General features: G+C 70.0%; 20 protein-coding genes and 1 pseudogene. 4 read left to right on the forward strand and 17 right to left on the reverse strand.

Annotated features, from left to right (window positions below):
- Positions 1-70: 70 nt before the first annotated feature.
- The 4 genes from ppk2 to secG all read right to left on the reverse strand — a co-directional run bounded on the left by ppk2 (position 71) and on the right by secG (position 3,783).
- Positions 71-979 carry a polyphosphate kinase 2 gene (gene ppk2 / locus EKE94_RS07230; RefSeq protein ID WP_127905920.1) on the reverse strand — a complete coding sequence of 303 codons (909 nt, stop codon included), beginning with the start codon at positions 977-979 and terminating at the stop codon, positions 71-73.
- Positions 980-1,191: 212 nt separating this feature from the next.
- Complete coding sequence (locus EKE94_RS07235) at positions 1,192-1,368, reverse strand: CsbD family protein (RefSeq protein ID WP_127905921.1); 177 nt, start codon at positions 1,366-1,368, stop codon at positions 1,192-1,194.
- A 117-nt stretch (positions 1,369-1,485) separates the two neighbouring features.
- The gene (locus EKE94_RS07240; RefSeq protein WP_127905922.1) at positions 1,486-3,138 is read right to left on the reverse strand and encodes a CTP synthase; all 1,653 of its coding nucleotides are present in this window, start codon (positions 3,136-3,138) and stop codon (positions 1,486-1,488) included.
- Between the two features lie 258 nt (positions 3,139-3,396).
- Entirely contained in the window at positions 3,397-3,783 is a 387-nt protein-coding gene (gene secG / locus EKE94_RS07245) for a preprotein translocase subunit SecG (protein ID WP_127905923.1), read from the reverse strand.
- 324 nt (positions 3,784-4,107) lie between these two features.
- On the opposite strand from secG, the gene EKE94_RS07250 reads away from it, so the two are divergent.
- Positions 4,108-5,400 (forward strand): adenylosuccinate synthase, encoded by a 1,293-nt coding sequence (locus EKE94_RS07250; protein ID WP_127905924.1) that lies wholly within the window; start codon positions 4,108-4,110, stop codon positions 5,398-5,400.
- Positions 5,400-5,600: a DUF2842 domain-containing protein gene (locus EKE94_RS07255; RefSeq protein WP_127905925.1), complete on the forward strand. Its 201-nt coding sequence runs from the start codon at positions 5,400-5,402 to the stop codon at positions 5,598-5,600. Before EKE94_RS07250 ends, EKE94_RS07255 begins: the two co-directional genes overlap by 1 nt.
- A gap of 379 nt (positions 5,601-5,979) precedes the next feature.
- Here the strand turns inward: EKE94_RS07255 and EKE94_RS07260 are convergent, their stop codons facing one another.
- The gene (locus tag EKE94_RS07260) at positions 5,980-9,171 is read right to left on the reverse strand and encodes a hypothetical protein (RefSeq protein WP_127905926.1); all 3,192 of its coding nucleotides are present in this window, start codon (positions 9,169-9,171) and stop codon (positions 5,980-5,982) included.
- Between the two features lie 225 nt (positions 9,172-9,396).
- On the opposite strand from EKE94_RS07260, the pseudogene EKE94_RS07265 reads away from it, so the two are divergent.
- Positions 9,397-9,858 (forward strand): annotated as a pseudogene (locus EKE94_RS07265) (thiamine diphosphokinase); the annotation flags it as partial.
- Positions 9,859-9,901: 43 nt separating this feature from the next.
- Here EKE94_RS07265 and EKE94_RS07270 read toward each other — a convergent pair.
- From EKE94_RS07270 to phnD, 8 genes are all read right to left on the reverse strand, one after another.
- Complete coding sequence (locus EKE94_RS07270) at positions 9,902-10,885, reverse strand: DMT family transporter (RefSeq protein ID WP_235855925.1); 984 nt, start codon at positions 10,883-10,885, stop codon at positions 9,902-9,904.
- A 278-nt stretch (positions 10,886-11,163) separates the two neighbouring features.
- The gene (locus EKE94_RS07275; RefSeq protein WP_235855926.1) at positions 11,164-12,636 is read right to left on the reverse strand and encodes an inorganic phosphate transporter; all 1,473 of its coding nucleotides are present in this window, start codon (positions 12,634-12,636) and stop codon (positions 11,164-11,166) included.
- Positions 12,637-12,649: 13 nt separating this feature from the next.
- Entirely contained in the window at positions 12,650-13,126 is a 477-nt protein-coding gene (locus EKE94_RS07280) for an NUDIX hydrolase (RefSeq protein WP_127905928.1), read from the reverse strand.
- 81 nt (positions 13,127-13,207) lie between these two features.
- Entirely contained in the window at positions 13,208-14,065 is an 858-nt protein-coding gene (locus EKE94_RS07285) for an HAD-IIA family hydrolase (RefSeq protein ID WP_206615042.1), read from the reverse strand.
- 260 nt (positions 14,066-14,325) lie between these two features.
- Positions 14,326-15,135, reverse strand: a complete 810-nt coding sequence (gene phnE / locus EKE94_RS07290; protein ID WP_127905929.1) for a phosphonate ABC transporter, permease protein PhnE — start codon at positions 15,133-15,135, stop codon at positions 14,326-14,328.
- Positions 15,132-15,962, reverse strand: coding sequence for a phosphonate ABC transporter, permease protein PhnE (gene phnE, locus EKE94_RS07295; RefSeq protein ID WP_127905930.1), 831 nt, complete (start codon positions 15,960-15,962; stop codon positions 15,132-15,134). Before phnE (EKE94_RS07295) ends, phnE (EKE94_RS07290) begins: the two co-directional genes overlap by 4 nt.
- Positions 15,959-16,735: a phosphonate ABC transporter ATP-binding protein gene (gene phnC / locus EKE94_RS07300; protein WP_127905931.1), complete on the reverse strand. Its 777-nt coding sequence runs from the start codon at positions 16,733-16,735 to the stop codon at positions 15,959-15,961. Before phnC ends, phnE (EKE94_RS07295) begins: the two co-directional genes overlap by 4 nt.
- 232 nt (positions 16,736-16,967) lie before the next feature.
- On the reverse strand, positions 16,968-17,951 hold the full coding sequence (gene phnD / locus EKE94_RS07305) for a phosphate/phosphite/phosphonate ABC transporter substrate-binding protein (protein ID WP_127905932.1): 984 nt from the start codon (positions 17,949-17,951) through the stop codon (positions 16,968-16,970).
- A gap of 142 nt (positions 17,952-18,093) precedes the next feature.
- Between phnD and EKE94_RS07310 the strand changes: the two genes are divergently transcribed.
- Positions 18,094-18,885 carry a DeoR/GlpR family DNA-binding transcription regulator gene (locus tag EKE94_RS07310; RefSeq protein WP_127905933.1) on the forward strand — a complete coding sequence of 264 codons (792 nt, stop codon included), beginning with the start codon at positions 18,094-18,096 and terminating at the stop codon, positions 18,883-18,885.
- 208 nt (positions 18,886-19,093) lie between these two features.
- Here EKE94_RS07310 and EKE94_RS07315 read toward each other — a convergent pair whose 3' ends face one another.
- The 4 genes from EKE94_RS07315 to EKE94_RS07330 all read right to left on the reverse strand — a co-directional run bounded on the left by EKE94_RS07315 (position 19,094) and on the right by EKE94_RS07330 (position 23,747).
- Positions 19,094-20,467 (reverse strand): L-serine ammonia-lyase, encoded by a 1,374-nt coding sequence (locus tag EKE94_RS07315; protein WP_127905934.1) that lies wholly within the window; start codon positions 20,465-20,467, stop codon positions 19,094-19,096.
- Between the two features lie 566 nt (positions 20,468-21,033).
- Positions 21,034-21,918, reverse strand: coding sequence for an SMP-30/gluconolactonase/LRE family protein (locus EKE94_RS07320; RefSeq protein ID WP_127905935.1), 885 nt, complete (start codon positions 21,916-21,918; stop codon positions 21,034-21,036).
- A 252-nt stretch (positions 21,919-22,170) separates the two neighbouring features.
- Complete coding sequence (locus EKE94_RS07325; RefSeq protein ID WP_127905936.1) at positions 22,171-22,806, reverse strand: 2-dehydro-3-deoxy-6-phosphogalactonate aldolase; 636 nt, start codon at positions 22,804-22,806, stop codon at positions 22,171-22,173.
- Positions 22,806-23,747 carry a 2-dehydro-3-deoxygalactonokinase gene (locus EKE94_RS07330; protein ID WP_235855927.1) on the reverse strand — a complete coding sequence of 314 codons (942 nt, stop codon included), beginning with the start codon at positions 23,745-23,747 and terminating at the stop codon, positions 22,806-22,808. Before EKE94_RS07330 ends, EKE94_RS07325 begins: the two co-directional genes overlap by 1 nt.
- Between the last annotated feature and the right edge of the window lie 14 nt (positions 23,748-23,761).

Below are 23,761 nucleotides of genomic sequence, written 5' to 3' on the forward strand. Positions count from 1 at the left end.
TTGCGACCGTCCCCCCGGGGGGGGGACGGCAGTCATCCCTTCACGCACCGGCCAAACCACGGCCTTCGCGTCAGTACCGAGAGGGCACGTAAAGTTCGGGCGGCAGCACGGCGCGTTCGTAGTCGGGGTTGAAGACCCGTTCGGGCAGTTCGACGTCTTCCTGCGCGACCTCCTCGTAGGGGACGAGGCTCAGCAGGTGGTCGATGCAGTTCAGCCGCGCGCGCTTCTTGTCGTTGCCGGGGACGATGTACCACGGCGCCTCGGGGATGTTGGTGCGGGCGAACATCTCTTCCTTGGCCTTGGTGTAGTCTTCCCAGCGAATGCGCGACTGCAGGTCCATCGGGCTGAGCTTCCACTGCTTCAGCGGGTCGTGGATGCGGATCTGGAACCGCATCTGCTGTTCCTCGTCGGTGATCGAGAACCAGTATTTCACGACCCGGATGCCCGAACGGACCAGCATGCGTTCGAATTCGGGCACGTCCTCGAAGAACTGTTCGACCTGGTCGTCCGAGGCAAAGCCCATCACCCTCTCGACGCCCGCGCGGTTGTACCATGACCGGTCGAAAAGAACGATTTCGCCGCCCGCGGGCAGGTGCGGCACGTAACGCTGGAAATACCACTGCGTCTTCTCGCGGTCAGACGGGGCCGGCAGGGCAACGACCCGCACGATCCGCGGGTTCAGCCGCTGGGTGATGCGCTTGATCACGCCGCCCTTGCCGGCGCTGTCGCGTCCTTCGAACAAGACGACGATCTTCTCACCCGTCCGCGCGACCCAGTCCTGAAGCTTGATCAGTTCGGCCTGCAGGCGCAAAAGCTGGGTGAAATACTCGCGTCGGGGAATCGAGGGGCCTTGCGTGCGCTCGTAGATCTCGCGGATCTTCAACGACAGGACGGCATCCTCAAGCTCGATCTCGTAATCTTCGTCGAGCGTGTTCTTCAGCTCGACGTCGAGCCAGTCCTCGGTGATTTCTTCTTTCATTCCCGCCCTCTTGGTGGTCGTCGCAACGCGTAGATCATGAATATGTAACGCGGCTGTTGCAGGATGGGATGCGCGGTTTCACCGCGGAGGAACAGGGGCTGCCCTGGGCGGACCCGTGGACCTTCGCCCGGCCCTCACCACACGAGGCAGAATAGAAAACGCCCCCGCGCCGGGGGGCGCGGGGGCGATGATAACGGGTCAGTGGGGGGCGGTCACCGGTCGCCGGACAGCTTGTCCTTGAGCTTGCCGATCCCCTTCTGGACCTTGCCTTCGGCCTGGTCGGCCTGGCCTTCGGTCTGAAGATCCTCGTTCCCGGTCACATCGCCGGCGGTTTCCTTGATCTTGCCGGCGGTATCTTTCGCAGTGCCTTCGGTTTTGTCATCGGCCATTTTAGTGCCCTCCTTGGCTATGCAGGGACAACACCGCGAGGGGGCGGCTGTTCCGTAGAGGGCCTGCACGACACGCAGCCGTGACCGATATCCGCAGGGCGATCCCGTGCCCGGCGCTTAGACGAGGCGCGACACCTCTTTCGCGGCGCGGACGAAATCCTTGAACAGCGGGTGCGGATCGAAGGGCTTCGACTTCAGCTCGGGGTGGAACTGGACGCCGATGAACCAGGGGTGATCCGTGACCTCGACGATCTCGGGAAGGCGGCCGTCCGGCGACAGGCCCGAGAAGCACAGGCCCGCCTCTTCCAGCTGCTTGCGATACTTGATGTCCACCTCGTAGCGGTGGCGGTGGCGTTCGTGGATCGCGGTGCGGTCATAGACCTCGGCCACCTTCGACCCCTCTTTCAGCGTCGCGTCGTAAGAGCCCAGCCGCATCGTGCCGCCCTTGTCGTCCAGCACCGACCGCGCCACCGTCTCGTTGTCCTTGATCCATTGCTTGAGGTGGAAGATCACGGGCTCGAACCGGGCCGAGGCGCCGTGCCCGGCCTCGTGGTCGAATTCCTGGCTGCCGGCCTTCGGCATGTTGGCAAGGTTGCGGGCCGCCTCGACCACCGCCATCTGCATGCCAAGGCAGATGCCCAGGTAGGGGATCTTGCGCTCGCGGGCAAAGCGGGCGGCGTTGATCTTGCCCTCGGTCCCGCGCTCGCCGAACCCGCCGGGGACGAGGATGGCGTGGAAGCCTTCGAGATGCGGCGACGGATCCTCGCGTTCAAAGATCTCGGCATCGATCCACTCGGCCCGCACCTTGACCCGGTTGGCCATGCCGCCGTGGGTCAGGGCCTCGGCGATGGATTTGTAGGCGTCTTCCAACTGCGTGTACTTGCCGACGATGGCGACGCGCACCTCGCCCTCGGCGCTGTAGATGCGGTCGTAGACATCGTCCCAGCGCGCCAGGTTGGGCCGCGGTGCGGGCGAGATGCCGAAGGCATCCAGCACCGCCTGATCCAGCCCCTCGCGGTGATAGGCCAACGGTGCCTCGTAGATCGACTTGAGGTCGTAGGCGGGGATCACGCTGTCGGGGCGGACCGAGCAGAACAGCGCCAGCTTCTCGCGCTCCTTCTGCGGGATCGGCCGTTCCGATCGGCAGACAAGGATGTCGGGCGCGATTCCGATCGACCGCAGTTCCTTGACCGAGTGCTGCGTCGGCTTGGTCTTGAGCTCGCCCGACGCCGCGATCCATGGCAGCAGGGTGAGGTGCATGAACACGCTCTGCCCGCGCGGCTTTTCCTGCGCGAACTGGCGGATCGCCTCGAAGAAGGGCAGGCCCTCGATATCGCCGACCGTGCCGCCGATCTCGCACAGCATGAAATCGACCTCGTCCTCGCCGATGCGGATGAAATCCTTGATCTCGTTGGTGACGTGCGGAATCACCTGGATCGTCTTGCCCAGGTAGTCGCCGCGCCGCTCCTTCTCGAGCACGTTCTGGTAGACCCGCCCGGACGAGATGGAATCAGTCCGTCGCGCCGCGACGCCGGTGAACCTTTCGTAGTGGCCGAGGTCGAGATCGGTTTCGGCGCCATCGTCGGTGACGAAGACCTCGCCATGCTCGAAGGGCGACATCGTGCCCGGGTCGACGTTCAGGTAGGGGTCGAGCTTGCGCAGCCGCACGGTGAAGCCACGCGCCTGCAACAGCGCACCCAGCGCCGCCGAGGCCAGCCCCTTGCCGAGCGAAGAGACCACACCGCCGGTGATGAAGACGAAACGTGCCATTTCTCGAGAAAGCTCCCGTGTACCTGTCGTTTGGAAAGGGGGCGATTCGGCGTGAATGTGCCCCCGGTCACGGGATTTGACCTATAGGCGCGAACCGGGCGCGTGGCAACCGGCGGCGACGTGGTCAGGGGCCCGCTAACCCCGGGTTATCCATCCCTAGTGGTTTGATCTCACTGGGAAAAACCCCGTTGAAAGGAAAAGCCCGCCGCGCCTGTTGCAGGCGGGCGGGCCCTTGTCGGCCTGTGGTGGGCCGTCGGATCAGTCGGCGCGCGGCGTGATCGGCGCGTCGGGTGCGGCGTCGCCGTCGGCCGGCGGGGGCAGCAGGTCGCCGCCCCCAAGCCCGGGCGCGTCGCCGATCGCCTCTTCCTCGACCGCGGGGGCCGAGGTGCCGACGCGGTCGAGCACCGACCCGGTCGACGAGCTTTGCGCGGCGATGATGGTCAGGCCCAACGACGTCAGGATGAAGGCGATGGCCAGGCCCCAGGTCATCTTGTTGAGCGCGGTTGCCGCGCCCCGCGACGACATCACGCCGCCACCGCCGCCGCCGCCCATGCCGAGCCCGCCGCCTTCGGAGCGCTGCAACAGCACCACGCCGATCAGGCACAGGGCGAGGATGAGGTGGACGATGAGAACGACGTTTTCCATGGAGCTTCCCGCAGCGCGTGACCCGGCCCACTTAGGCAATTCGGCCGGGCGGTGCAACCGGGTAGCGCCCGCGCGCCCCGACGCGTCTTGCCGCCGCGCGCGCCTTGGGCCTGCGCGCGGCCCTTGCACCGCGCATCCCGGCTGCGGCTATGCGCAGGCGCCCGGTGGCGCGGAGGCCCTCCGCCACGCAGCGGTCGCGCAGCCGGACGTGCAGGGCGTGCAAGGGCAGGGGCACCGGCCCACGGGGCACTGCCGCGGCATTTCGCGGGTTTCACCGCCCGTCCCGCGGGGCTATAGAGGCGCCGTTTTGGCAGGAGTGACTTGATGGCAAACGTGGTCGTCGTGGGCGCCCAGTGGGGCGACGAGGGCAAGGGCAAGATCGTCGACTGGCTGAGCGAGCGGGCGGATGTGATCTGCCGGTTCCAGGGCGGGCACAACGCCGGCCACACGCTGGTCATCGACGGCGAGGTCTACAAGCTGCATGCCCTTCCGTCCGGCGTGGTCCGCAAGGGCAAGCTGTCGGTCATCGGCAACGGCGTGGTGCTGGACCCCTGGCACCTGTTGAAGGAGATCGACGCGATCCGCGCGCAGGGGGTCGAGATCACGTCGGAGACGCTGATGATCGCCGAGAACACGCCGCTGATCCTGCCGTTCCACGGCGAACTGGACCGCGCCCGCGAATCGCAGGCCTCGGTTGCGAAGATCGGCACCACCGGTCGCGGCATCGGCCCCGCCTACGAGGACAAGGTCGGCCGCCGCGTGATCCGCGTCGCCGATCTGGGCGACGACGCGACGCTCGCGGTTCGGGTGGACCGTGCTCTGGTGCACCACAACGCGCTGCGCGCCGGCCTGGGGCTTGAGCCGATCGACCGCGACGCGCTGATCTCGGAGCTGCAGGCTATCGCGCCGCGCATCCTGGAATACGCGGCGCCGGTCTGGAAGGTGCTGAACGAAAAGCGCCGCGCCGGCCGCCGCATCCTGTTCGAAGGGGCGCAGGGCGCGCTTCTCGACATCGACTTCGGCACCTATCCCTACGTGACCTCGTCCAACGTGATCGCAGGCCAGGCGGCGACCGGGACCGGTGTGGGGCCCGATGCCATCGACTTCAGCCTCGGCATCGTCAAGGCCTACACCACACGCGTGGGCGAGGGGCCGTTCCCGTCCGAGCTGCACGACGCCGATGGCGAGCGGCTGGGCGAGCGTGGGCATGAATTCGGCACCACCACGGGGCGCAAGCGGCGCTGCGGCTGGTTCGACGCCTGCCTGGTGCGGCAGACCTGCGCCACCTCGGGCGTCAACGGCATCGCGCTGACCAAGCTTGACGTGCTGGACGGGTTCGAGACGCTGAAGATCTGCACCGGCTACGATCTGGACGGCACGCGGCTGGACTATCTGCCGACCGCCGCCGATCAGCAGGCGCGCTGCACCCCCGTCTACGAAGAGCTGGAAGGCTGGAGCGAATCGACGGAAGGCGCCCGCAGTTGGGCCGACCTGCCCGCCAACGCGGTCAAGTACGTCCGCCGCGTGGAAGAGCTGATCGACTGCCCGGTGGCGCTTTTGTCCACCAGCCCCGAGCGCGAGGATACCATCCTCGTGACCGACCCCTTCTCCGACTGATGGCGCTGGGACCGAAAGCACGGCGACGCTGGGCGATCTTCATCCTCGTGGTGCTGTTGCCCGTATACATCTTCGTCGCCGTGACGTTGGTGGGATTTCTCGACCGGCCGCCGGTGCTGGTCGAACTGGCGATATACGTCGTGCTGGGGGTGCTCTGGGCGCTGCCCTTCAAGCGGCTGTTCCTAGGCGTCGGTCGCTAGCCGCCGAAGTCCGTCCGGCCATCGTCCCGGCCCGCCGCCGCGGCTGTCGCCCTGCGTGCAATCCCGACCGGGCTGCAAACCGGCCCCGGGGCGCCGCCCTGTCAGCGCCTGTCGCGGGGCGGCAGGTTGGCCCCTTCAGGATGCGTGGAGTTTTTCCATTCGGCACAGGCGTCCACCCAGCCGCCTCCGCGGCACGGACGTGCTGCGGCGTTTGATCGCCCTGCGATTTCACGCTTCCAATCCTGCGCCTTGCAATCATGGCAGCGCCTCGTATCGCATGGCAGAGCTGAGCCGGTAAAATCCCCTGCCCGCCGCCCGCACCGCAGTTGGGGGGCGGTGCCAGCGCGTTCCCGTGCGCCCGCCCCGGGTGTCCGGCGCCTTACTCGCCCACCGCCCTGGCCTGTGTGGCGTAGCGGGTATCTTCGGCGATGGCGAAGCGGCCCTGTCCCAGCTTGCGGATTCGGCCTTCGCGCAGCAGCTGGCCGAAGCTCTTCAGCCCCTCCTCGCGGCTGATCTCCTCGTCCTGAGCCACCGTGGCCGCACGACGCAGAAGCTGCGGGCGCGACAGCTCGGGCTGGCCCTCGACATAGGTTGCGTAGGCGGCGGCGGCCTCGAGGATGTCGGGCAGGTTCTTGGCCCCCACGCGTGCCGCGAAGTCGGAGAAGCTGACCGACTGATCCGCTGCCGTCAGCGTGTCGGCGCCCAGGCCCGGCGCGGGATCGGGGGCGGCGACGCGCCGGGGGCGCACGGCGTCGCGCCGTGCCGCGACCTCGGCCGGATCATCGATGCGCTGCTCGCGCACCAGCATCAGCGGCGCCGGGCGGTCTGCGATCGGGTTGCGCGGACGCGGCGTGGGCGTGCCGCCCTCGACCGGGCGGCGCGGGCGCACCACCTTGGCCAGGTCGTCGCGGTAGCGGTTCATCGCCTCGACCTCGGCCGGATCGGGGCGGTTGCCCTTCAGCAGCCGGTCGGCGCGCGTCGCGGCGACCGCGGCCTTGAGATGCGCGATGGCCGAGCGGCGGCGCGTGTTCTCGCCGTTGGTCAGCTTTGCGTTGGTTTCGGACAGTAGCCGGTCCAGCGATTGCTCGTCGCCGTTCTGCTGGTTGGCCGGTTCGTCGTCCGCATGTTCCTCGGCCGCCTCTTCTGGGGCCTCGGCCAGGTCGGCATAGCGGGCGCGGCGCTCCGTCTCGGCGCGGGCGGCATCGCGGGCCGCCGCCTCGGCCGCGTCGCGTTCGACCTGCGCCAGCTCGGCGGCCAGCGCGTCCTCTTCCTCGGGGTCAAGGCTGCTGTCGCCGATCAGGTCGCGGATGCCGCGGGTCAGGTCGTCCTCGTCCGCCTGACCGAGGGTCGGTGCGGCGTCCTCAGCGGTCTTTTCGGTCGCATCCGAGCTGTCTTCGTCCTCGATTTCCTCGATCTCGCCGGCGGCGAGCGCAGCTTCGAATTCGCTGCGCTTCATGCGGATGACCCGGGCCTGCGGGCGGCCGTCGGGGGCGGCTTCTTCGGTTTCGACCTCGATCTCGTCTTCGTCCAGTGCGACGGCGTCTTCGGTCAGCTCGAACGCGGCCTCCGGCTCGGTCACGGCATCGTCGTCGTGGGTGTGGCTTTGCGTTGCGTCCGTCTCGATCGCATCGGTTTCGGCCACGTCGCTTTCAGCCGCGTCGCGTTCGGCGGGCGTCTCGGTCAGGCGGACCGCCGCGATACGGGTTTCGCGCACCTCGGCGAACAGCGCGGTGACAGCGGCGCCCGTGGCAGCGTCATCCTCGTCCGTCACCTCGGGGTCTGCGACCGGATCCGCATCGAGTTCGCCGTCCAGATCCTCATTCAGGACTTCGGCCAGATCCTGGGCCACATCCTCTGGGCTGTCGGCCGCGACCTCTGCGTCCGGGGCATCCGGGGCAATACCCTCGGCGCTCCGATCTTCGCGGGCAAGGCTGTCGCGCAGCGCGGCAAAGAGGGCCTCGGGGTCCTCGTCCTCTGCCTCGGCTTCGAACCCGTCCGCATCCCCCGCGGTGTCGGTCCCGGCGGTTTCCGCGTCGGGGGCGTCAAAGTCAGGGGCGTGGCGACCCTCGGTCTGATCCTTGGTCTTTCCTGCGGTCTCACCTGCGTCCAGCACGTCGGGCGTGGCGGGGGCGTCGCCCGCCGCCAGGTCAGCATCGGTTCCGCCCGCCTCTTCGCGCTCGAGAGCGGCGAACATGGTCTCCAGCTCGTCGCCCGATCCGGCAGGTTCGGCGGAGTCCTCGGCGTCGTCCCGCGGGGCGACGGTCGCCGCGGAGGCAGGGTCGGCCAGGGCTTCGATCGCGGCTTCCAGCACGGTGTCGACGGCCGGGTCGTGCGCGGTGCCAGGGGCCGCCTCGGTCTCGTTCGCGGCGTCGGGCGCGGCGTCGGACGTCTCGTCCGCGTCCCGGGCTTCGTCCGCGGCAAGGGCGATCAGCGTTTCGGCGGCGATCAGCGCTTCAGCTTTGTCCTCGGCATCGGCGGTGTCGACCTCACCCTTGTACTCGGCGACCTCGGCGGCCAGCGCGGCGCTGACCAGAGACCGCATGTCGGGGGAGGCGGCGGCGTCGGACACGGCGTGCTCGGGCGTGGCGCGGTCCGGGACGGAAACGGAATCGGTCACGGCGGTTTCGGGATCGGGGTCGGCCTCCAGCGCCTCCGTCATCTCATTAGATGCACCGCGGGGCTTTGCCCCGTCGATCGCGGCAGGCTCGGCCGGTGTGTCCGCTTGCCCGTCAGTGTCGTCCGTCGCGGCGCCATCGTCCGGCGTCGTGTCCTGCGTGGGGGCCGGTTCGGTGCGGTCGACGAGGTGGTCGGCGACGGTCAGCCGCGATTCGGTCTCGTCATCCTCGGGCGTCACGTCAAAGTCTTGCGCAGCCTCCGGTTCGGCAGCGGCGGCATCGACGGGCGTCTCGTCGTCGGGGGTCGCGAAGGCGTCGGCGATCGAGCCCATGAAGGCCGGTTCCGTCGGCTCATCCTCTTCGAAGGTCGCGGCCATCGGATCGGGGCGGTTGCGCGCGCGGGCCACGGCGGCACGGATGCGGGCCAGCTTGGCGGCAACGCTGTCGGCAGCGGGGTCGACCTCGGCCCCCGTCGCGGCTTCGGCTGCGGCGGGCGACACCTGTGCGGCCCCGGGCGCGGCGTGGTCCGCGGCGGGCTGGGCGCCTTCGTGGTGCGAGGCTGGCGCCGTCGCCGGGGCGATGGCGGTCGAAGGGCGATCTTCGGAGGACTGGGGCGCCGTTGCGTCGGGCGTGGCCGGCTGCGATGCCGACTGAACGGCGGGCTGCTCGACCGGCCGGGCGGAGGCCTCCGGGGTGGGCTGCTGGGCGGCGAGCGGACCGGTGCCGGAGCTTTGCCGCAGAACCAGCCCCTGTTCGCGGTCGATCCGCGCCTCGACCTGCGCGCGGCTTTCGCGTTCGGCGATGCGGTGCAGCATTTCGGCGTCGGGCTGCGGCGGTTCGGCGCCGAAATACCGGTCATGCGCCGCCAGATCGCGGAAGTACTCGGCGATGGACCGCATCGTGTTGAAGGGATCGTCGAACCCCTCCAAGGTGCACGAGAAGGTCCCGTATGACACGGTGAGAATTTTGCTCGTCCCAACCATTACTCGCTCACTTCCTGCTCCGCTCCGGCAAGGGTGTATTTACCACGCATTGGTTCGCAAATCCGAACAGAACTGGGTTCATTGCGGCTTCTTTTCAGGGCCAATTTGTGACGACGTCTGCCTTACGCGGTCAAGATCGTGACCAGCGCTCCGGTTCTGAGCAGCGCCGCACCCGTGACTTTGCTGGGCGGGGGCGCCGTGACGGCCACGGATCTCGCGCTGGCGCTGCGGATCGCGCCGCAGCTTGTCGCCGCGGATGGCGGGGCGCAGGCGGCGCTGGATTGTGGCGTCTGTCCCGACGCGGTGGTGGGCGATTTCGACTCTCTGGGGGAGGCCGCGCGCGCCGCGTTGCCCGCCGACCGGCTGCACCATGTCGCCGAACAGGAGAGCACGGATTTCGACAAGTGCCTGCACGCGGTCGAGGCGCCGCTGCTGCTGGCGCTGGGGTTCACCGGCCTGCGGCTGGATCACACGCTGGCGGCGCTGAACGCGCTGGTACGCCACGGCGCACGGCGCGTGGTGATGCTGGGCTCGGACGACATCTGCTTTCACGCCCGCGGGGACGAGCGGTTGGACCTGCCGCCGGGTCTGCGGCTGTCGCTGTTCCCGATGGCTGCGGTCACGGGCCGCTCGGAGGGGCTGGAATGGCCCATCGACGGGCTGAAGCTTGCGCCCGACGGGCGGGTCGGCACGTCGAACCGGGTCACGGGGCGGGTCCGGCTGCGGTTGTCGGGGCCGGGGATGCTGGTCCTGCTGCCCCGGGCGGCACTGGCGCCGGTGCTGGCGGGGTGGGGCTTTGCCGGGCCAGGCGACGTTCGCGCAGGATGACGTAAAGCCCCGCGGCCACCGTGACGGCGATGCCCGCCGCGGCGGGGCCGTTGGGCAGGTCGCGAAACATCGCGAAGCCCACCACCGTGGCGACCGGGATTTCGAGATATTGCATCGGCGCCAGCGTCGCGGCGGGGGCATAGCGCAGGCTGGCGGTCATCAGCAGATGTCCCCCGGTGCCGAGCGCGCCCATCAGCAGCGCCAGCCAGATCACCGTCGCGTCGTCGGGCCGGACCGGGGCCAGCGCGGCATCGCCCGTCGCGGCGAAGAGCGCGAGCAAGGGCAGCAGCACAGCCGAGGCCATGAGCCCGTTCAGGAACTGCATCGAAACGGCATCGACCTGCCGCGCGACCCGGCGCGTGACCAGCATGAACAGCGCAAAGCTGAGCGCCACCGCGAGGGGCAGCAGGGCAGGGGCGCCGACCTCGGCGAAATTGGGCTGCACCACCAGCAGCGTGCCGGCAAAGCCCGCGGCGCAGGCGGCCAGCCGGTGGGGGCCGACCTCTTCGCCCAGGAAAAGGCGCCCCATCAGCAACAGAAGGAAAGGCATGACGAAGACGATGGCTATGCAGTCGGCCAGCGGCAGAACCCGCAGCGCGAGGAACATCGCGGTGATGCCGACCATGTGCAGGGCGGTGCGCAAGGCCATCAGCCCCAGCATCCGCCGGTCATAGCGCAGGGGCAGCCGCCACAGCCAGACCAGCGGCGCGAGGTAGAGCGCCTGCAGAACGAAGCGCGCGGCGACAAGCTCGGCCATCGGCAGCCGGGTGCCCAGCAGCTTTGCCACGCCATCGCCCGTGGGCGCGATCACGCAGAAGCCGAGCATCAGGAGGATGCCGAGAAGCGGGCGGTCGGTCATACCCCCGAACCCTAGGCGTGGGTCGTCCCGAGGGCAACGCACGTCGAACGTGTGCGGCCTGTCAGCCGCGTGGTTCCGAGGCGCCGAAGGGGAGGGGGCCGCGTCCGGCGGTTCGCGCCCCCCGCGGCCGTCGTTGCAGGATGCGACGCCTCTTGTCGCGCCGGGACACGCACGCGCCGTGGCCGGCCCCGCAACGCGTCCCGCTGAGGGAACACCCCTTGGGCCCGATGGTCCGGGGGGCTGCGCGCGGTTTGTCCGGGCGTTGCCCGGGGCGGGGGTCAGAGCAGTTGCGACAGGATCAGCGAGGTCGCGGCAGATAGAAGGGCCGCCGCGGGCACGGTGATCAGCCATGCCGCGATGATCGTCAGGAAATGCGAGCGGCGCACCAGCTTGCGGCGGCGCCGCTCTTCCTGCGCCATGGTGCGGTCGCGGCGGCGGGTCTTCTTGAGCCTGCGCACCCGCCGCTCGGCATGCCATTCGCGGTAGAAGCCGACGCCGAAGATGCCGCCGATAGCGATGTGGGTCGAGCTGACCGGCAGGCCCAGCCACGACGCGGCGATGACCGTCACCGCCGCCGACAGCGCCACGCAGTAGGCCCGCATGGGATTGAGCTTGGTGATCTGGTTGCCCACCATTCGGATCAGCTTGGGCCCGAAGAGGATCAGGCCAAAGCTGATCCCCGCGGCCCCGATCACCATGACCCAGAGCGGGATCGCGACCTGACCGGAAACCAGTCCGCTGGCATCCGTGCCGACGATGGCGGCCAGCGGCCCCACCGCGTTGGCCACGTCGTTGGCGCCATGGGCAAAGGACAGCAGCGCCGCCGACACGACCAGCGGCAGCCGGAACAGGGCGTTGAGCGATTTCTCCTCGTCGGGCAGGCCCTGCGACTGGACCCGGATCAGCGGCCGGCTGATGATGCCGGCGATCAGCCCCAGCGGCAGCGCGATGGCCAGGGCGGTGCCGACGCCGATATCGGCCACGTGGCTCAGTCCCTTGATGGCGAGGTAGCCGGTAAAGGCCGCGGTCATCACCCCGATCAGGGCGGGCACCCATGTCCGCGCCGCCTCGATCCGCTGCGGGCGGTAGACGATGGCAAGGTTGATGAAGGCCAGCATCAGCGCCGCGATGACGCCGCCCATGAAAGGCGAGATCACCCAGCTGGCCGCGATGGCGCCCATCGTGGACCAGGACACGGCGGAAAAGCCCGCCGCCGCCACGCCCGCGCCCAGCACCCCGCCCACGACCGAATGCGTGGTCGAGACCGGGGCACCGATCCACGTGGCAAGGTTGACCCAGATCGCCGCCGACAGAAGCGCGGCCAGCATCGCGACGATGAACGCCTCGGGGCTGGCAAAGCTCGCCGGACTGACGATGCCCTTCGAGATGGTCGAGACGACGTCGCCGCCCGCCAGCAGCGCGCCTGCGCTTTCGCAGATTGCGGCGATGGCGATCGCGCCCATCATCGACAGCGCCTTGGCGCCCACGGCGGGGCCCATGTTGTTGGCGACATCGTTGGCGCCGATGTTCAGCGCCATGTAGGCGCCGAAGGCGGCGGCGACCACGACGTAAAGCGACCCCTGCGTCGTGACCATCCCGGCCGCCAGCGCGGCGAGGCCGATCAGCAAAAGCGACATGCCCACACCCACCAGCGGGCGCGACACGAACATCGTCGCGGATTCGACGCGAGAGACCCGGTTCAGGTCGGAATCTAGGGTTTTCCAGCGGTAGGTATTGTCCGTGCTGCTCACGTATCCGTCCCGGTCAGAGGTCTTGCAAGCCGCGCAGGCGCGGTTCGACGCCGCGCAGCAGCGTGGCAAGGTCGGGTTCGTCCACCATGTCCGCGGCCTCGGCCGGCGCGATCCACCGGCGGGTGCGCTCGGAGGCCTCGGGGAAGTCGTCGGACTGCGCGACCAGCCGGAACGCGAAGACGTCGACCTCGGTATGGACGGGCACGCCGCCGCGCATCCGCTTGGCGTAGGTATAGCGTCCGATGGCCCGGGCCTCGGGGGCGAGCGTCACGCCGCCTTCCTCCCACGCCTCTTCGCGCGCGGTGTCCTCGGCGTCGAGCCCGGTCTTGGGCCAGCCCTTGGGCAGGACCCAGCGCCCGGTTCCGCGAGAGGTCAGCAACAGGATTTCAATCCCCGACTCCCCGGCGCGCCAGCAGAGCGCCGCCACCTGGTAACGCGGCGGGCGGCGCAGGATCGGCGACAGGTAGTCGGTCCAGAGACTGCGGAACATGGAAACAGACGCCCTCCGGGGCTCAAGCGATCGGCAAAGGCTGCCTATAAAGCGTAATGCCGAATATGACAAATGTGACAGTCAGATCCGCGGGACGATGAAATCGGGCGTGATCCCGGCGCGGGCGATGGCGTGGTCCACGTCGAGCCCTGCCAAGGATCCCTCGTCCGTGACCAGCGCCGTGGCGAACCCGGCCTGCGCCCCGCCCAGGATATCGGTGTGCAGCGTGTCGCCCACCATCAGCACCCGCGCGGGGGCGAGTCCCGGCGCGCACCTCGCCAGCGCGAGGTCGAAGATCTCGGGGAAGGGTTTTCCCAGGAACCGCGGCGCGATCCCGGTCGCGTCGGTCAGCGCGTGGGCGAACCAGCCCGGTTCGCGCGACAACCCGCCTTCGCGCGGGGCGACAAGGTCGGGGTTGCCCACCCAGACCGGGCGGGGACGGGCGCGCAAGGCGTCCTCAAGCAGGGATTGCCGCGCCGCGGTCCAGCCGTCAGATCCCACCAGCAGAAAGCCCTCGGCCCGGTCATAGGCCGCGGGATCGTCGCCCAGCCACAGAGGGTCCAGCGCCGCCAGCTCGCCCGGATCGGTGGCGGGGTTCATCATCGCGCCCCAACGCCGCGGCGGCGCCTTGGCCAGCGCGGCCAGCAACGCGTCGCGGCTGGTCACGACCTCCGCCTCGTCCAGGTCGAAGCCCAGCCGGTGCAGGCGGGCCATCATGTGCGCCTTGGGATAGCCGGCCGAGTTCGAGACCACGGCGATGGCCTTGCCTGCCGCCCGCAGCGCGGCAAGGCGCGCGACCGCGCCCGCGATCGCGGTATCGCCTACGTTCAGCACGCCATAGGCGTCGAAGAGGATCAGGTCGTAGCCCGCGGCCACCGGACCCAGATCCGCGCGGCGGATCGGGCTGCGGGGCCGGGTGGGGGCGGCGAGGGGCGGCAGGCGGTGCCGGACCTTCCGGTAAAGCTCGAAAGCCTCGGCCGGCGCGACGGTAGCCGGGGTCCCGTCTTCGCCCGCCTGATCGCTGCCTCCCTGACCGCCGACCTGCGGATTGCCGAGCCCGTAATCGCCGGGCCGGACAGGGTTTGGGCCCGACGCTGGATCGGGCGCCAGATCGGCCTCTTGGTCGGCCACCGGATCGGGCGCGTGGTCCGCCCGGCGCCCGGTTGCGGGCGGCGGGCGGCGGGCGGCGTCGGTCCCGCTCACAGGATGCGACGCCGCAGGAAGGCCGAGACGACCTCGCCCAGGATCACCAGCGCGAGGATGGCCAGCAGCACCGTCGCCGCCTCGGGCCAGTTGAAGGTGTCGATGGCGCCTTGCAGGATGATCCCGATGCCGCCCGCGCCGACCAGCCCCAGCACGGTGGATTCGCGCAGGTTGATGTCCCAGCGCAGGATCGCCACCGCCCAGAAGGTCGGCATAACCTGCGGCACGATGGCGTAGGCGATGACCTTCAGCCGCGACGCGCCCGTGGCCTCCAGCGCCTCGACCGGGCGCTTGTCGATCTCCTCGATCGCCTCGCCCAGCAGCTTGCCTATGAACCCGATCGAGCGGAACATGATCGCCACGATCCCGGCCACCACGCCGGGCCCGAAGATCGCCACAAAGAGCAGCGCCCAGATGATCGTGTTGACCGACCGCGAGGTCACCAGGATCAGCCGCCCCAGCCACAGCGTCGCCTGGTTGGGCGTGGTGTTCTGGGCGGCGAGGTAGGCCACCGGCAGCGACATCAGCACGGCGAAGGCGGTGGCGAAGGTGGCGATGTTCACCGTGTCCCACAGCACGTTCAGGATGGTGCCGAGGTTGCTGGCGTCGGGCGGGTACATCCGCCCGAACAGGTCGCCCATCTGCGCGGGCGCCCCCCAGACCCACATCCACACGACTTCGATCGAGGACAGCGACCAGACGATGGCGATGGCACAGGCGGCAAGGATCGCCCAGCGGCGCAGCTTCTGTTTCGGGGTGAAGCGCGTCCACTCGTCGCGCCCGAATTGTTCGGAAATCGAGGTCATTGGATGCGCTTCCTGATCTGTCCGCTCACGCCCTCGGACACGAGGATCACGCCGACGATGACGATGGTGATGGCGAAGGCAAAGTCGTAGTCATAGCGGCCGAAGGCATTGGCCAGCGTCGCGCCGATGCCGCCCGCGCCCACGATCCCCACCACCGCCGAGGCGCGAAGGTTGCTGTCGAGCTGGTAGATCGACAGACCGATCTGGCGCGGCATGATCTGCGGGAAGATCGCGTAGACGAGGGTCGAGAGATAGGGCGCGCCCGCGGCGCGCATCGCCTCGACCTGACCGTAATCGATCTCTTCGATGCGTTCGGCCAGCATCTTGGCGACGAAGCCGATGGAGTAGACGATCAGCGTCAGCACCCCCGCGAAGGGGCCGAAGCCCACCGCCTTGACGAAGATGATCGCCACGATCACCGGGTGGAAGCTGCGGGCGACGATGATGATCGCCCGGCCCAGGTAGAACACCGGCAGGGGCGCGATGTTGCGCGCCGCCATGAAGGCGATGGGGATCGACAGAAGCACCCCGCCCACGGTCGCGAGGATCGCGATCTTGAGGCTTTCGAGGAAGCCGTCGATCAGCAGCCCGCTGCGTTCGAAGCTCGGGGGGATGGCGCCGCCGAAGATGTTGGCGGCCCGGCCCAAGCCCTCGGCCACGCGGCCCCAGTCGATGGGCATGGTGACGCCCACCCAGCCGAAATAGAGGATCGCGCCCAGGTAGACCGCCCACCGCAGCGCGGGGTTGGCGATGAAGGGCGGGCGGGACCAGGTGTCGCGCGGCGTGCCTTGCGGCGCGGCGGAACGGGGCGGGGTATCGGCGGTCATGACGCCTCCTTCAGCGGGTCGCTGCGGTCGGCGTGGGGGCTGCCCGAGTAGATTTCGTCCATTGCCGCCTTGTCGAGCGCGGCGGGCTGGTCGTCGAAGATGATCCGCCCGTAGCGCATGCCGACGATGCGGTCGGTATATTCCTTGGCCTCGGTCACGTTGTGGATGTTGATCAGCACCGGCAGCTTCAGTTCGCGCGCGAGGTCGCGCAGAAGCCCCATGATCTGCTCGGAGGTCTTGGGGTCCAGCGAGGCAGTGGGTTCGTCGGCCAGCAGGATCTCGGGCTCCTGCATCAGGGCGCGGACCACGCCCACGCGCTGGCGTTCGCCACCCGACAGCTGGTCAGCGCGGGTATCGGCATAATGCGCGATGCCCACCCGCTCCATCAGCTCGAAGGCGCGGCGGATGTCGGCCTTGGGGTAGGACCGGCTGAGCGCGGCCCAGGTCGAGATATAGCCCAGCCGCCCGGACTGGACGTTCTCCATCACCGTCAGACGGTCGACCAGGTTGAAGCCCTGGAACACCATCCCGATCTTGCGCCGCGCGGTGCGCAGGGCGCGGCCGCGCAGGTGGGTCAGCTCGGTGCCGTTAAGCTCGATCGACCCCGAGGTGGGTTCGACCAGCCGATTGATGCAGCGCAGCAGGGTGGATTTGCCGGCGCCCGAAGATCCGATGATCGACACGACGCTTTCGCCTTCGATCATGAGGTCGAGGTTCTTCAGGACCGGATCGCCGCTGCCGTAACGTTTGACGAGGTCGGTAATCTTCAGCATGAGATCGCTTTCGTTGCGGGGGCCGCTGCCAGGGGGGTGCCGACACGGGGCACCGGCGGGCGCAGGGCCGGTGAGGCGGCCATGAACCCGGCCTTCCAGTCGGCCGGAGACGGGGGCAGGGTCGCGCGTCGGGCCACGGGCGGCACCGCGCCGGATCAATCGCCGGGGTGGTGCCTGTCGCGCAGACGGCGGTGGGCAGGGCCGGCGGCAGTGCCGCCAGCCCCGCGCCGGTTCACTCGGCGGCCAGGCCCTGCGGCGTGTACTCGACGCCGTTCGCGGCCTGGATCTGCCGGATCACCGCCCACTGCTTTTCATAGGTCACGGGGATGAACTTCGACACGCCCGTGAATTCCTCGCCCAGCTCGGTGCCCGCGAAATCGAAGGTAAAGAACGCCTCCTCGATCTTGTCCTTCAGCTCGGGCGTCAGGTCGTGCGCATAGGTGTAGGAGGTCGTCGGGAAGGGATCGCTTTCCCACACGATGCGCACATCCTCGGGGTCGTAGAGCCCGCGCTCGGCCATCCGGTCGACGACCTCCGACGCCACCGGCGCGGCGTCGTAGTCGCCCGCCACGACGCCCAGCATCGACTGGTCGTGGCTGCCGGAATAGGTGACCTCGTAATCCTCGTCGGGCACGACACCGAGGTCGGGGAACAGCGCGCGCGGCGCCTGGTTGCCCGAGTTCGAGGTGGGCGAGGTATGCGCGACCCGCTTGCCGGCAAGGTCGGGCATTTCCTGGATGTCGCTGTCGGCCTGGGTGTAGACCTGCAGCTTGTAGCCGAACTGCCCGTCATCGCCGCCCATGATCGCGAAGGGCACCGCGCCGGCGAGGTTCACCGCGAAGGGCGTGGGCCCGGTCGAGAACCCCGCGATGTGCAGGCGGCCCGAGCGCATCGCCTCGACCTCGGCCGAGTTCGACTGCACCGCGAAGAACTGCACGTTCTTGCCGGTGACCTCTTCGAGATGTTCGATGAACGGGGTCCAGATATCTTCGTAGATCGCCGGATCTTCGACCGGGGTATAGGCAAAGACCAGCGTTCCGGGATCCTGAAGCTCGCTTTCGTCGGTGGGCGCATCGGCGACCAGGTCGCCGTCGGCATCGCAGTACATCGCGTCCAGCGCGCCGCGGTTCTCGCAGTCGTCCTGCGCCTGGGCTGCACCGGCGGACAGGGCCAGGGCGGCCAGAATCGCGGCGGTCGAGGTCAGTTGCGGTTTCATATGGTTTCCTCCCATTGCGGCGCCCCGCTCCCTCAGGGCGCCTGATTTTCAGGAGAACACCACTTAAATGTGGGAGTTGCAACATTTACGTTACAAAACTCTGGCTTTATCCATATCGGACTGTTTCCGGGGTGCGCGGGCGATGACCGAAGACACGAAGCGGCGGCTTCGCAAGGGCGAGCGGCGCGATCAGATCCTTCTGGAGCTGCGGCTTGCCCCGCATGTGCGGGTGGCCGAGCTGGCCGGGCGCTTTGGCGTGACCACCGAAACCATTCGCCGCGATATCGATGACCTGGGCCGCGCGGGGCTTCTGGACCGGTCCTACGGCGGGGCATCGGCGCGGGCGCCGGGCGGGTATCGCGGGCTCGACGAACGCAGCCGCGAACGGGTGAGCGAACGCGACCGCCTTGCCCGGCTCGCCGTGGCCGAGGTGCGCGAAGGCGACAGCCTGATGATCGACGCGGGCTCGACCACCATGGCGTTCGCCCGGGCGCTGGCGCTGTCCGACATGGCGGTGACGGCGGTCACCAACAGCCTTCAGGTGGCGATGATCCTGGGCAGCGCGCCGCGGGCCCGGGTGGTGCTGGCGCCGGGCGGCTACCGCCATGACGAGGCGGCGGTGATCGGCACCGCCACGGTGGATTTCCTGCGCGGCTACCACGTCGACGCCTGTTTCCTGGGCGCGGCGGGCATCGGCGTGCAGGGCGTGAGCGAGGCGGTCGAGGGCTTCGCGGCGATCAAGCAGGCGATGCTGGCGCAGTCCGCGCGCCGGCATTTCATCCTCGACGCCAGCAAGTTCGGGCGCGTGCACCTGTCCCACGTCGCCGCACCGGGCGAGATCGGCACGCTGGTCTCGGACGCCGCACCCACCCCCGACCTGCACGCGGCCCTGTCGGCCGCGGGTGCCCGGATGCTCTACCCCGACGGAGGGTGAGGGCCGCCTGCGGCAGGCGGGGGGGCGCGAGGGTCGACAGGCACCGGCTCCGCGCGCCGTCTGGTCCGCCCGGTGCACCAGTCGCTTGCCGACATGGGCGAGACGCCCGCCATGGTCGTTCCGGCGGTCGCTGTGGCGGCAATCCCGCAGGGGTGCCGAAGGCGCGCGGCCGGGCGGTGCGTCCGACGCGGCGCCCGGAGCCCGCCCGTCAGCAGTTCGGCACGTTCACGGCAAGACCGCCGAGCGAGGTTTCCTTGTACTTCTCGCTCATGTCCCGGCCGGTCTGGCGCATCGTCTCGATCGCGGCGTCGAGCGGGACAAGGTGGCTGCCGTCGCCGCGCAGGCTGAGCGAGGCCGCCGACACCGCCTTGATCGCGCCCAGCCCGTTGCGTTCGATGCACGGCACCTGCACGAGCCCGCGCACCGGGTCGCAGGTCATGCCCAGGTGATGCTCAAGCGCGATCTCGGCGGCGTTCTCGATCTGCTCGGGGCTGCCGCCCAGCACCGCCGCCAGCCCCGCCGCGGCCATGGCCGAGGCGCTGCCGACCTCGGCCTGGCAGCCGCATTCGGCGCCCGAGATCGAGGCGTTGAACTTGATCAATCCGCCGATCGCGGCGGCGGTCAGCAGGAACTCGGGCACCCCGGCGGGCGTGGCGCCCGGCACATGCGTCAGCCAGTAGCGGATGACCGCCGGGATCACCCCCGCCGCCCCGTTGGTCGGCGCGGTCACGACCTGGTTGCCGGCGGCGTTCTCTTCGTTGACCGCCATGGCATAGGCGCTCATCCAGTCGTTGATGACGTGCGGCGGGGCAAGGTTGCGGCCCCGTTCGGCCAGCAGGCTGTCGTGGATCCCCGCCGCGCGGCGCCGCACGTTCAGCCCGCCGGGCAGGGTGCCGCTGGTCGCCAGCCCGCGGTCGAGACAGTCCGACATCGTCTCCCAGATCCGCGCAAGCCCGCGGTCCAGCGCGGCAGGGGTGCGGCGGCTAAGCTCGTTGGCCCGTTTCAGCGCGGCGATGCTGTCGCCCGTGGCGGCGCACATCTCCAGCATCTCGGCGGCGGTCTTGAAAGGGTACGGCACGGGCGGACCGTCGTCGCGGGCCGCACCCTCGGCCAGCTCGGCCTCGGTCAGGACGAAACCGCCGCCGACGGAGTAGTACGTCTCGGACAGGATGGCGTCGCCCTGCGCATCGGTGGCGGTCAGGATCATGCCGTTGGCGTGGCCGGGCAGGGTGCGGTCGTAGTCGAAAACCAGATCGGTCGCGGGATCGAAGGCCAGCGGCCCGAGGTCGGGCGGCGTGACCTGCCGGTCGCGGCGGATCTCCTCCAGTGCCGTCTCGGCGGCTTCGGCGTCGTAGGTTTCGGGCGACAGGCCGGCGAGCCCCAGAATCGTGGCGCGGTCGGTCGCGTGGCCCGCGCCGGTGAAGGCCAGCGATCCGTGCAGCGAGGCCCGCACCCCCGCGGCCGCGAAGGGAGAGCCGCGCAGGCGGTCGAGGAACCGGCCTGCGGCCACCATCGGCCCCATCGTGTGGGATGAGGACGGGCCGACGCCGATCTTGAAGAGGTCGAGGACGGAAAGGAACATTGGGACAGCATGGCGCCGCAGGCCCCGGCCGGCCTGTCCGGTTGCGACCATTCGGGCGGGGAAAGCGCAATCTGCCCCGACGGTAGGCGTCAGCGTCCGGGGGACGTTTCCATGGCCCGGGCCGTTTCCGCGGTCGCGGTCGCGCTTACGGTCGCGTTCCCGGCAGGGGCCGGGCCGGGCCGAGGCGGGGCGAACGGCGATCTGGCCCGGTGCGGAGCAGGCGCCCGTGCGAAACGTCGTCGTGCCGGCTCTGTCGGGGGCAGCAAAGCTGGCGCAAGTCTCCTTCTGTGCCCCACTGACCGATGCAGGCCATCGATCGGCGGGAGGCTTTCGTGAAAGGAGTTTGCCGTCGCCTCGGTCTGTCTGCCGGCGGCCATCCAGCGGCCACGAACATCCGCTCGGCGCGCCCGGGGGGCAGCAGACCGAAACTGCGTGGGGACCGGACGCCGCAGCATGCAGGCACCGGTGAGTGAGGCGCAGCCGACAGGCCGCGCTGCGGACTGACCAGCGTGGGACCCCGGGGACCGCCCCCTGCGCCGGGCGGGCGGCCCGCTTCGGCCCGGCGGTTAGTCCAGACGCACGCGGGGCTCGGGGCGGCCCTGTCCGGCGTTGCGCAGCTCGAATGTCTGGCCGGGGCCGGGACGGGCCTGCTCGGTCCCGCTGCCGTCGCCGCCCGCGGTGGTGCAGAAAAGCGTCGTCAGGTCCGGGCCGCCGAAGGCGGGGCAGGTCGCCAGGGGGGCCGCGGCGCAGCTGACGGTGTGCAGCAGCGCCCCGTCGGGGGCATGGCAGGCCACGCGCGCGCCTTCGTATTCGGCGACCCACAGGTTCCCCACCGCGTCGGTCACCGCCCCGTCGGGTTTGCGCGCCGTGCCGGTAAGGTCGAGGAACGTCTCGCGTCCACCTTCTGGCCAGCCCTGGGCGTCGAGCGGCTGGCGCCAGATGATCTGGGCCCGGGTGTCGGTGAAATAGGCATGAGCCCCGTCCGGGGCAAAGCAGATCGCGTTGGGGATGCTGATGCCGCCGAAGAGCTTGCGCAACTCGCCGCGATGCCAGCGGTAGATCGCCCCGCGACCGGTGTCGGCCTCTTTCGACATGGTGCCGATCCAGAACCCGCCCAACGGGTCGGCGCGGCCGTCGTTCGACCGCGTCTCGGGGTCGTCGGCCTCGAGCGGGCACAGCAGCGTCTCGGTGCCGCTGTCGAGGTCCAGCACGAAGAGCCGGGTTTCCGAGGCCACCACCATGCGGCTGTCGTCGACGATCCCCATGGCCGAGATCATCTCGTCCATGTCGCGGTGTCCGGGGCCGTCGGGGCCGTGCCACATCAGGCGCGAGCTGAGGATGTCGACCCAGAAGAGCTGCGCCCGGCCCGGGTGCCACAAGAGCCCCTCGCCCAGCTGGCAGGGCCGGGCGTCAAAGCGGTCCGCGGCGGTGTCGTGGGGAACGTCTGTCATGTCGTCTCTCCTCCTCGTCTTGTCTCGGGCCCCGCCACGGGGGCGTCACGGGGGGCGATGCGGGACGCCGTGCCAGCCCGGCCCGGCCTGCGTCGGGCGAAGACGGTCCCGCCAGGGGCCCTGCCGGGCGGGGAATCGCGGCGGGCAACCCGCCCGATTGCCGCCACCGCCCCGACGCGCCGGTTTCCGCACTGCGGGCCCCCGGCAGGTCGCCCCGGGCGCGGGACGCCCGGGGCGCGTGTGCGCCCGGCTTCAGGCGCCGGCGATCTCGTCCCAGGCGGCGACCACGTCGCGGGCGCGGGCGGCGATGTCGGCGGTGCTGTCGCCCGGCCTGTACAGCGAGGTGCCAAGGCCGAATCCCGTGGCCCCCGCGCGGCGCCATTCGGCAAAGTGGCGCGGGCCGACGCCGCCCACCGCGTAGACCGGCAGCGTGGCGGGCAGCACGGCGCGCAGCGCCTCCAGCCCGTCAGGCCCCAGCTTGAACGCGGGAAACAGCTTGAGCCCCGTGGCACCGGCCTTGATCGCGGCGAAGCACTCGGTCGCCGTGTAAACGCCCGGCAGGGTTTCAAGCCCGAGGTTGCGCGCAGCCGCGATGACCGCGGGATCGGCGTTGGGCGCCACGACCATGCGGCCACCGCGCCGCGCGACCTCGGCGACCTCGGCCGGGTCCAGCACGGTGCCGGCGCCGATCAGCGCCGCCTCCCCGTGCGCCGCGACCATGGCCGACAGGCTGTCATAGGGCGCGGGAGAGTTCAGCGGCACCTCGATCCGGGTGATCCCGGCCTCGATCAGGGCGCCCGCCGCGGCGGCGGCCTCGGTCGGGTCGATCCCGCGCAGGATCGCGACAAGGGGGCGGCTATCGGCGATGACGGCGGCAAGGGTTCCCATCACGCGGCCCCCTTCAGGCGGGCCCGCGCGGCGGTCAGCCCGGCGGTGATCAACGGATCGGGGGGCACGACCGTCACCTGCACGCCCTGACCTTCGAGCGCGCGCGCGTAAAGCCGCATGGCGTCGCCTTCGCCCACAAGGGCGACCTCGCGTCCCAGCCAGTAGGGGCGCGAGGCGGCAAGTTCGGCCCCCAGAAGCAGGCCCATCAGCCGGGCCGAGGCGGTTTCGGGCGGCATCGCGTTCAACAGCCCCTCGGCCCGCAGCGCGAACATCCGGCTGGCCAGCGCCTCGGGGCGCGACATCGTCTCGCCCACCGCGGCATCGAAGGCGGGGTCGTCGCGACCGCCGGGCTCCAGCGTCAGGCGCAGGATCGACTCGCTGGCCAGAAGCGCGAAAAGCTCGCCCGTCATCGCGGTCTGGAAGCTGACGACCTCGCCCGCGCTGACATGCGCCCAGCGGGTCTGGTCGCCGGGCAGGCAGACCACGCCGTCGAAGTCGGGACGCCCGGCAAGGTAACCGGCGATCAGCGTCTCTTCGCCGCGCATCACGTCGGCGGGCTTGTCCTGCCCCAGGCCGCCGACGATGCGCAGGTCCAGGCCGTCGCCAGCGGGCGCGATGGTCAGCCCGTCGCCCAAGGGGGAACAGGGCACGCGGGCATAGGGCGCCTCGGCCCAGCCGTGGCGCGCGCCGACGGATCCGCAGGCCAGGACAAGGCAGGGGCTGGGCAGCTGCCAGTCCCAGACCAGCGCCCGCAGCGCCGGTTCGAACCCGGCGGCGTCCAGCGCCGCCGACCCGAGGTCCGAGCGGCGGTCGTCCAGCACCGTGCCGTCCTCGGCCATGGCCCAGGCCCGCAGGCCGTCCATGTTCCAGTCCAGCGCGATCCAGTCCGGCGTCACCGGGTCCTGCGCGGTGGTGTCGAAGCTTTCGCTATGGGTGTTCACTGCCTCTCCCCTCG

This window comes from Mesobaculum littorinae (assembly GCF_004011175.1).
Lineage (GTDB): Bacteria > Pseudomonadota > Alphaproteobacteria > Rhodobacterales > Rhodobacteraceae > Tranquillimonas > Tranquillimonas littorinae.

Coding starts and splice junctions, on each gene's coding strand:
- ppk2 (WP_127905920.1), bottom strand. CDS start 979: ATGAAAGAAGAAATCACCGAGGACTGGCTCGACGTCGAGCTGAAGAAC.
- EKE94_RS07235 (WP_127905921.1), bottom strand. CDS start 1,368: ATGGCCGATGACAAAACCGAAGGCACTGCGAAAGATACCGCCGGCAAG.
- EKE94_RS07240 (WP_127905922.1), bottom strand. CDS start 3,138: ATGGCACGTTTCGTCTTCATCACCGGCGGTGTGGTCTCTTCGCTCGGC.
- secG (WP_127905923.1), bottom strand. CDS start 3,783: ATGGAAAACGTCGTTCTCATCGTCCACCTCATCCTCGCCCTGTGCCTG.
- EKE94_RS07250 (WP_127905924.1), top strand. CDS start 4,108: ATGGCAAACGTGGTCGTCGTGGGCGCCCAGTGGGGCGACGAGGGCAAG.
- EKE94_RS07255 (WP_127905925.1), top strand. CDS start 5,400: ATGGCGCTGGGACCGAAAGCACGGCGACGCTGGGCGATCTTCATCCTC.
- EKE94_RS07270 (WP_235855925.1), bottom strand. CDS start 10,885: ATGACCGACCGCCCGCTTCTCGGCATCCTCCTGATGCTCGGCTTCTGC.
- EKE94_RS07280 (WP_127905928.1), bottom strand. CDS start 13,126: ATGTTCCGCAGTCTCTGGACCGACTACCTGTCGCCGATCCTGCGCCGC.
- phnE (WP_127905929.1), bottom strand. CDS start 15,135: ATGACCTCGATTTCCGAACAATTCGGGCGCGACGAGTGGACGCGCTTC.
- phnE (WP_127905930.1), bottom strand. CDS start 15,962: ATGACCGCCGATACCCCGCCCCGTTCCGCCGCGCCGCAAGGCACGCCG.
- phnC (WP_127905931.1), bottom strand. CDS start 16,735: ATGCTGAAGATTACCGACCTCGTCAAACGTTACGGCAGCGGCGATCCG.
- phnD (WP_127905932.1), bottom strand. CDS start 17,951: ATGAAACCGCAACTGACCTCGACCGCCGCGATTCTGGCCGCCCTGGCC.
- EKE94_RS07310 (WP_127905933.1), top strand. CDS start 18,094: ATGACCGAAGACACGAAGCGGCGGCTTCGCAAGGGCGAGCGGCGCGAT.
- EKE94_RS07315 (WP_127905934.1), bottom strand. CDS start 20,467: ATGTTCCTTTCCGTCCTCGACCTCTTCAAGATCGGCGTCGGCCCGTCC.
- EKE94_RS07320 (WP_127905935.1), bottom strand. CDS start 21,918: ATGACAGACGTTCCCCACGACACCGCCGCGGACCGCTTTGACGCCCGG.
- EKE94_RS07325 (WP_127905936.1), bottom strand. CDS start 22,806: ATGGGAACCCTTGCCGCCGTCATCGCCGATAGCCGCCCCCTTGTCGCG.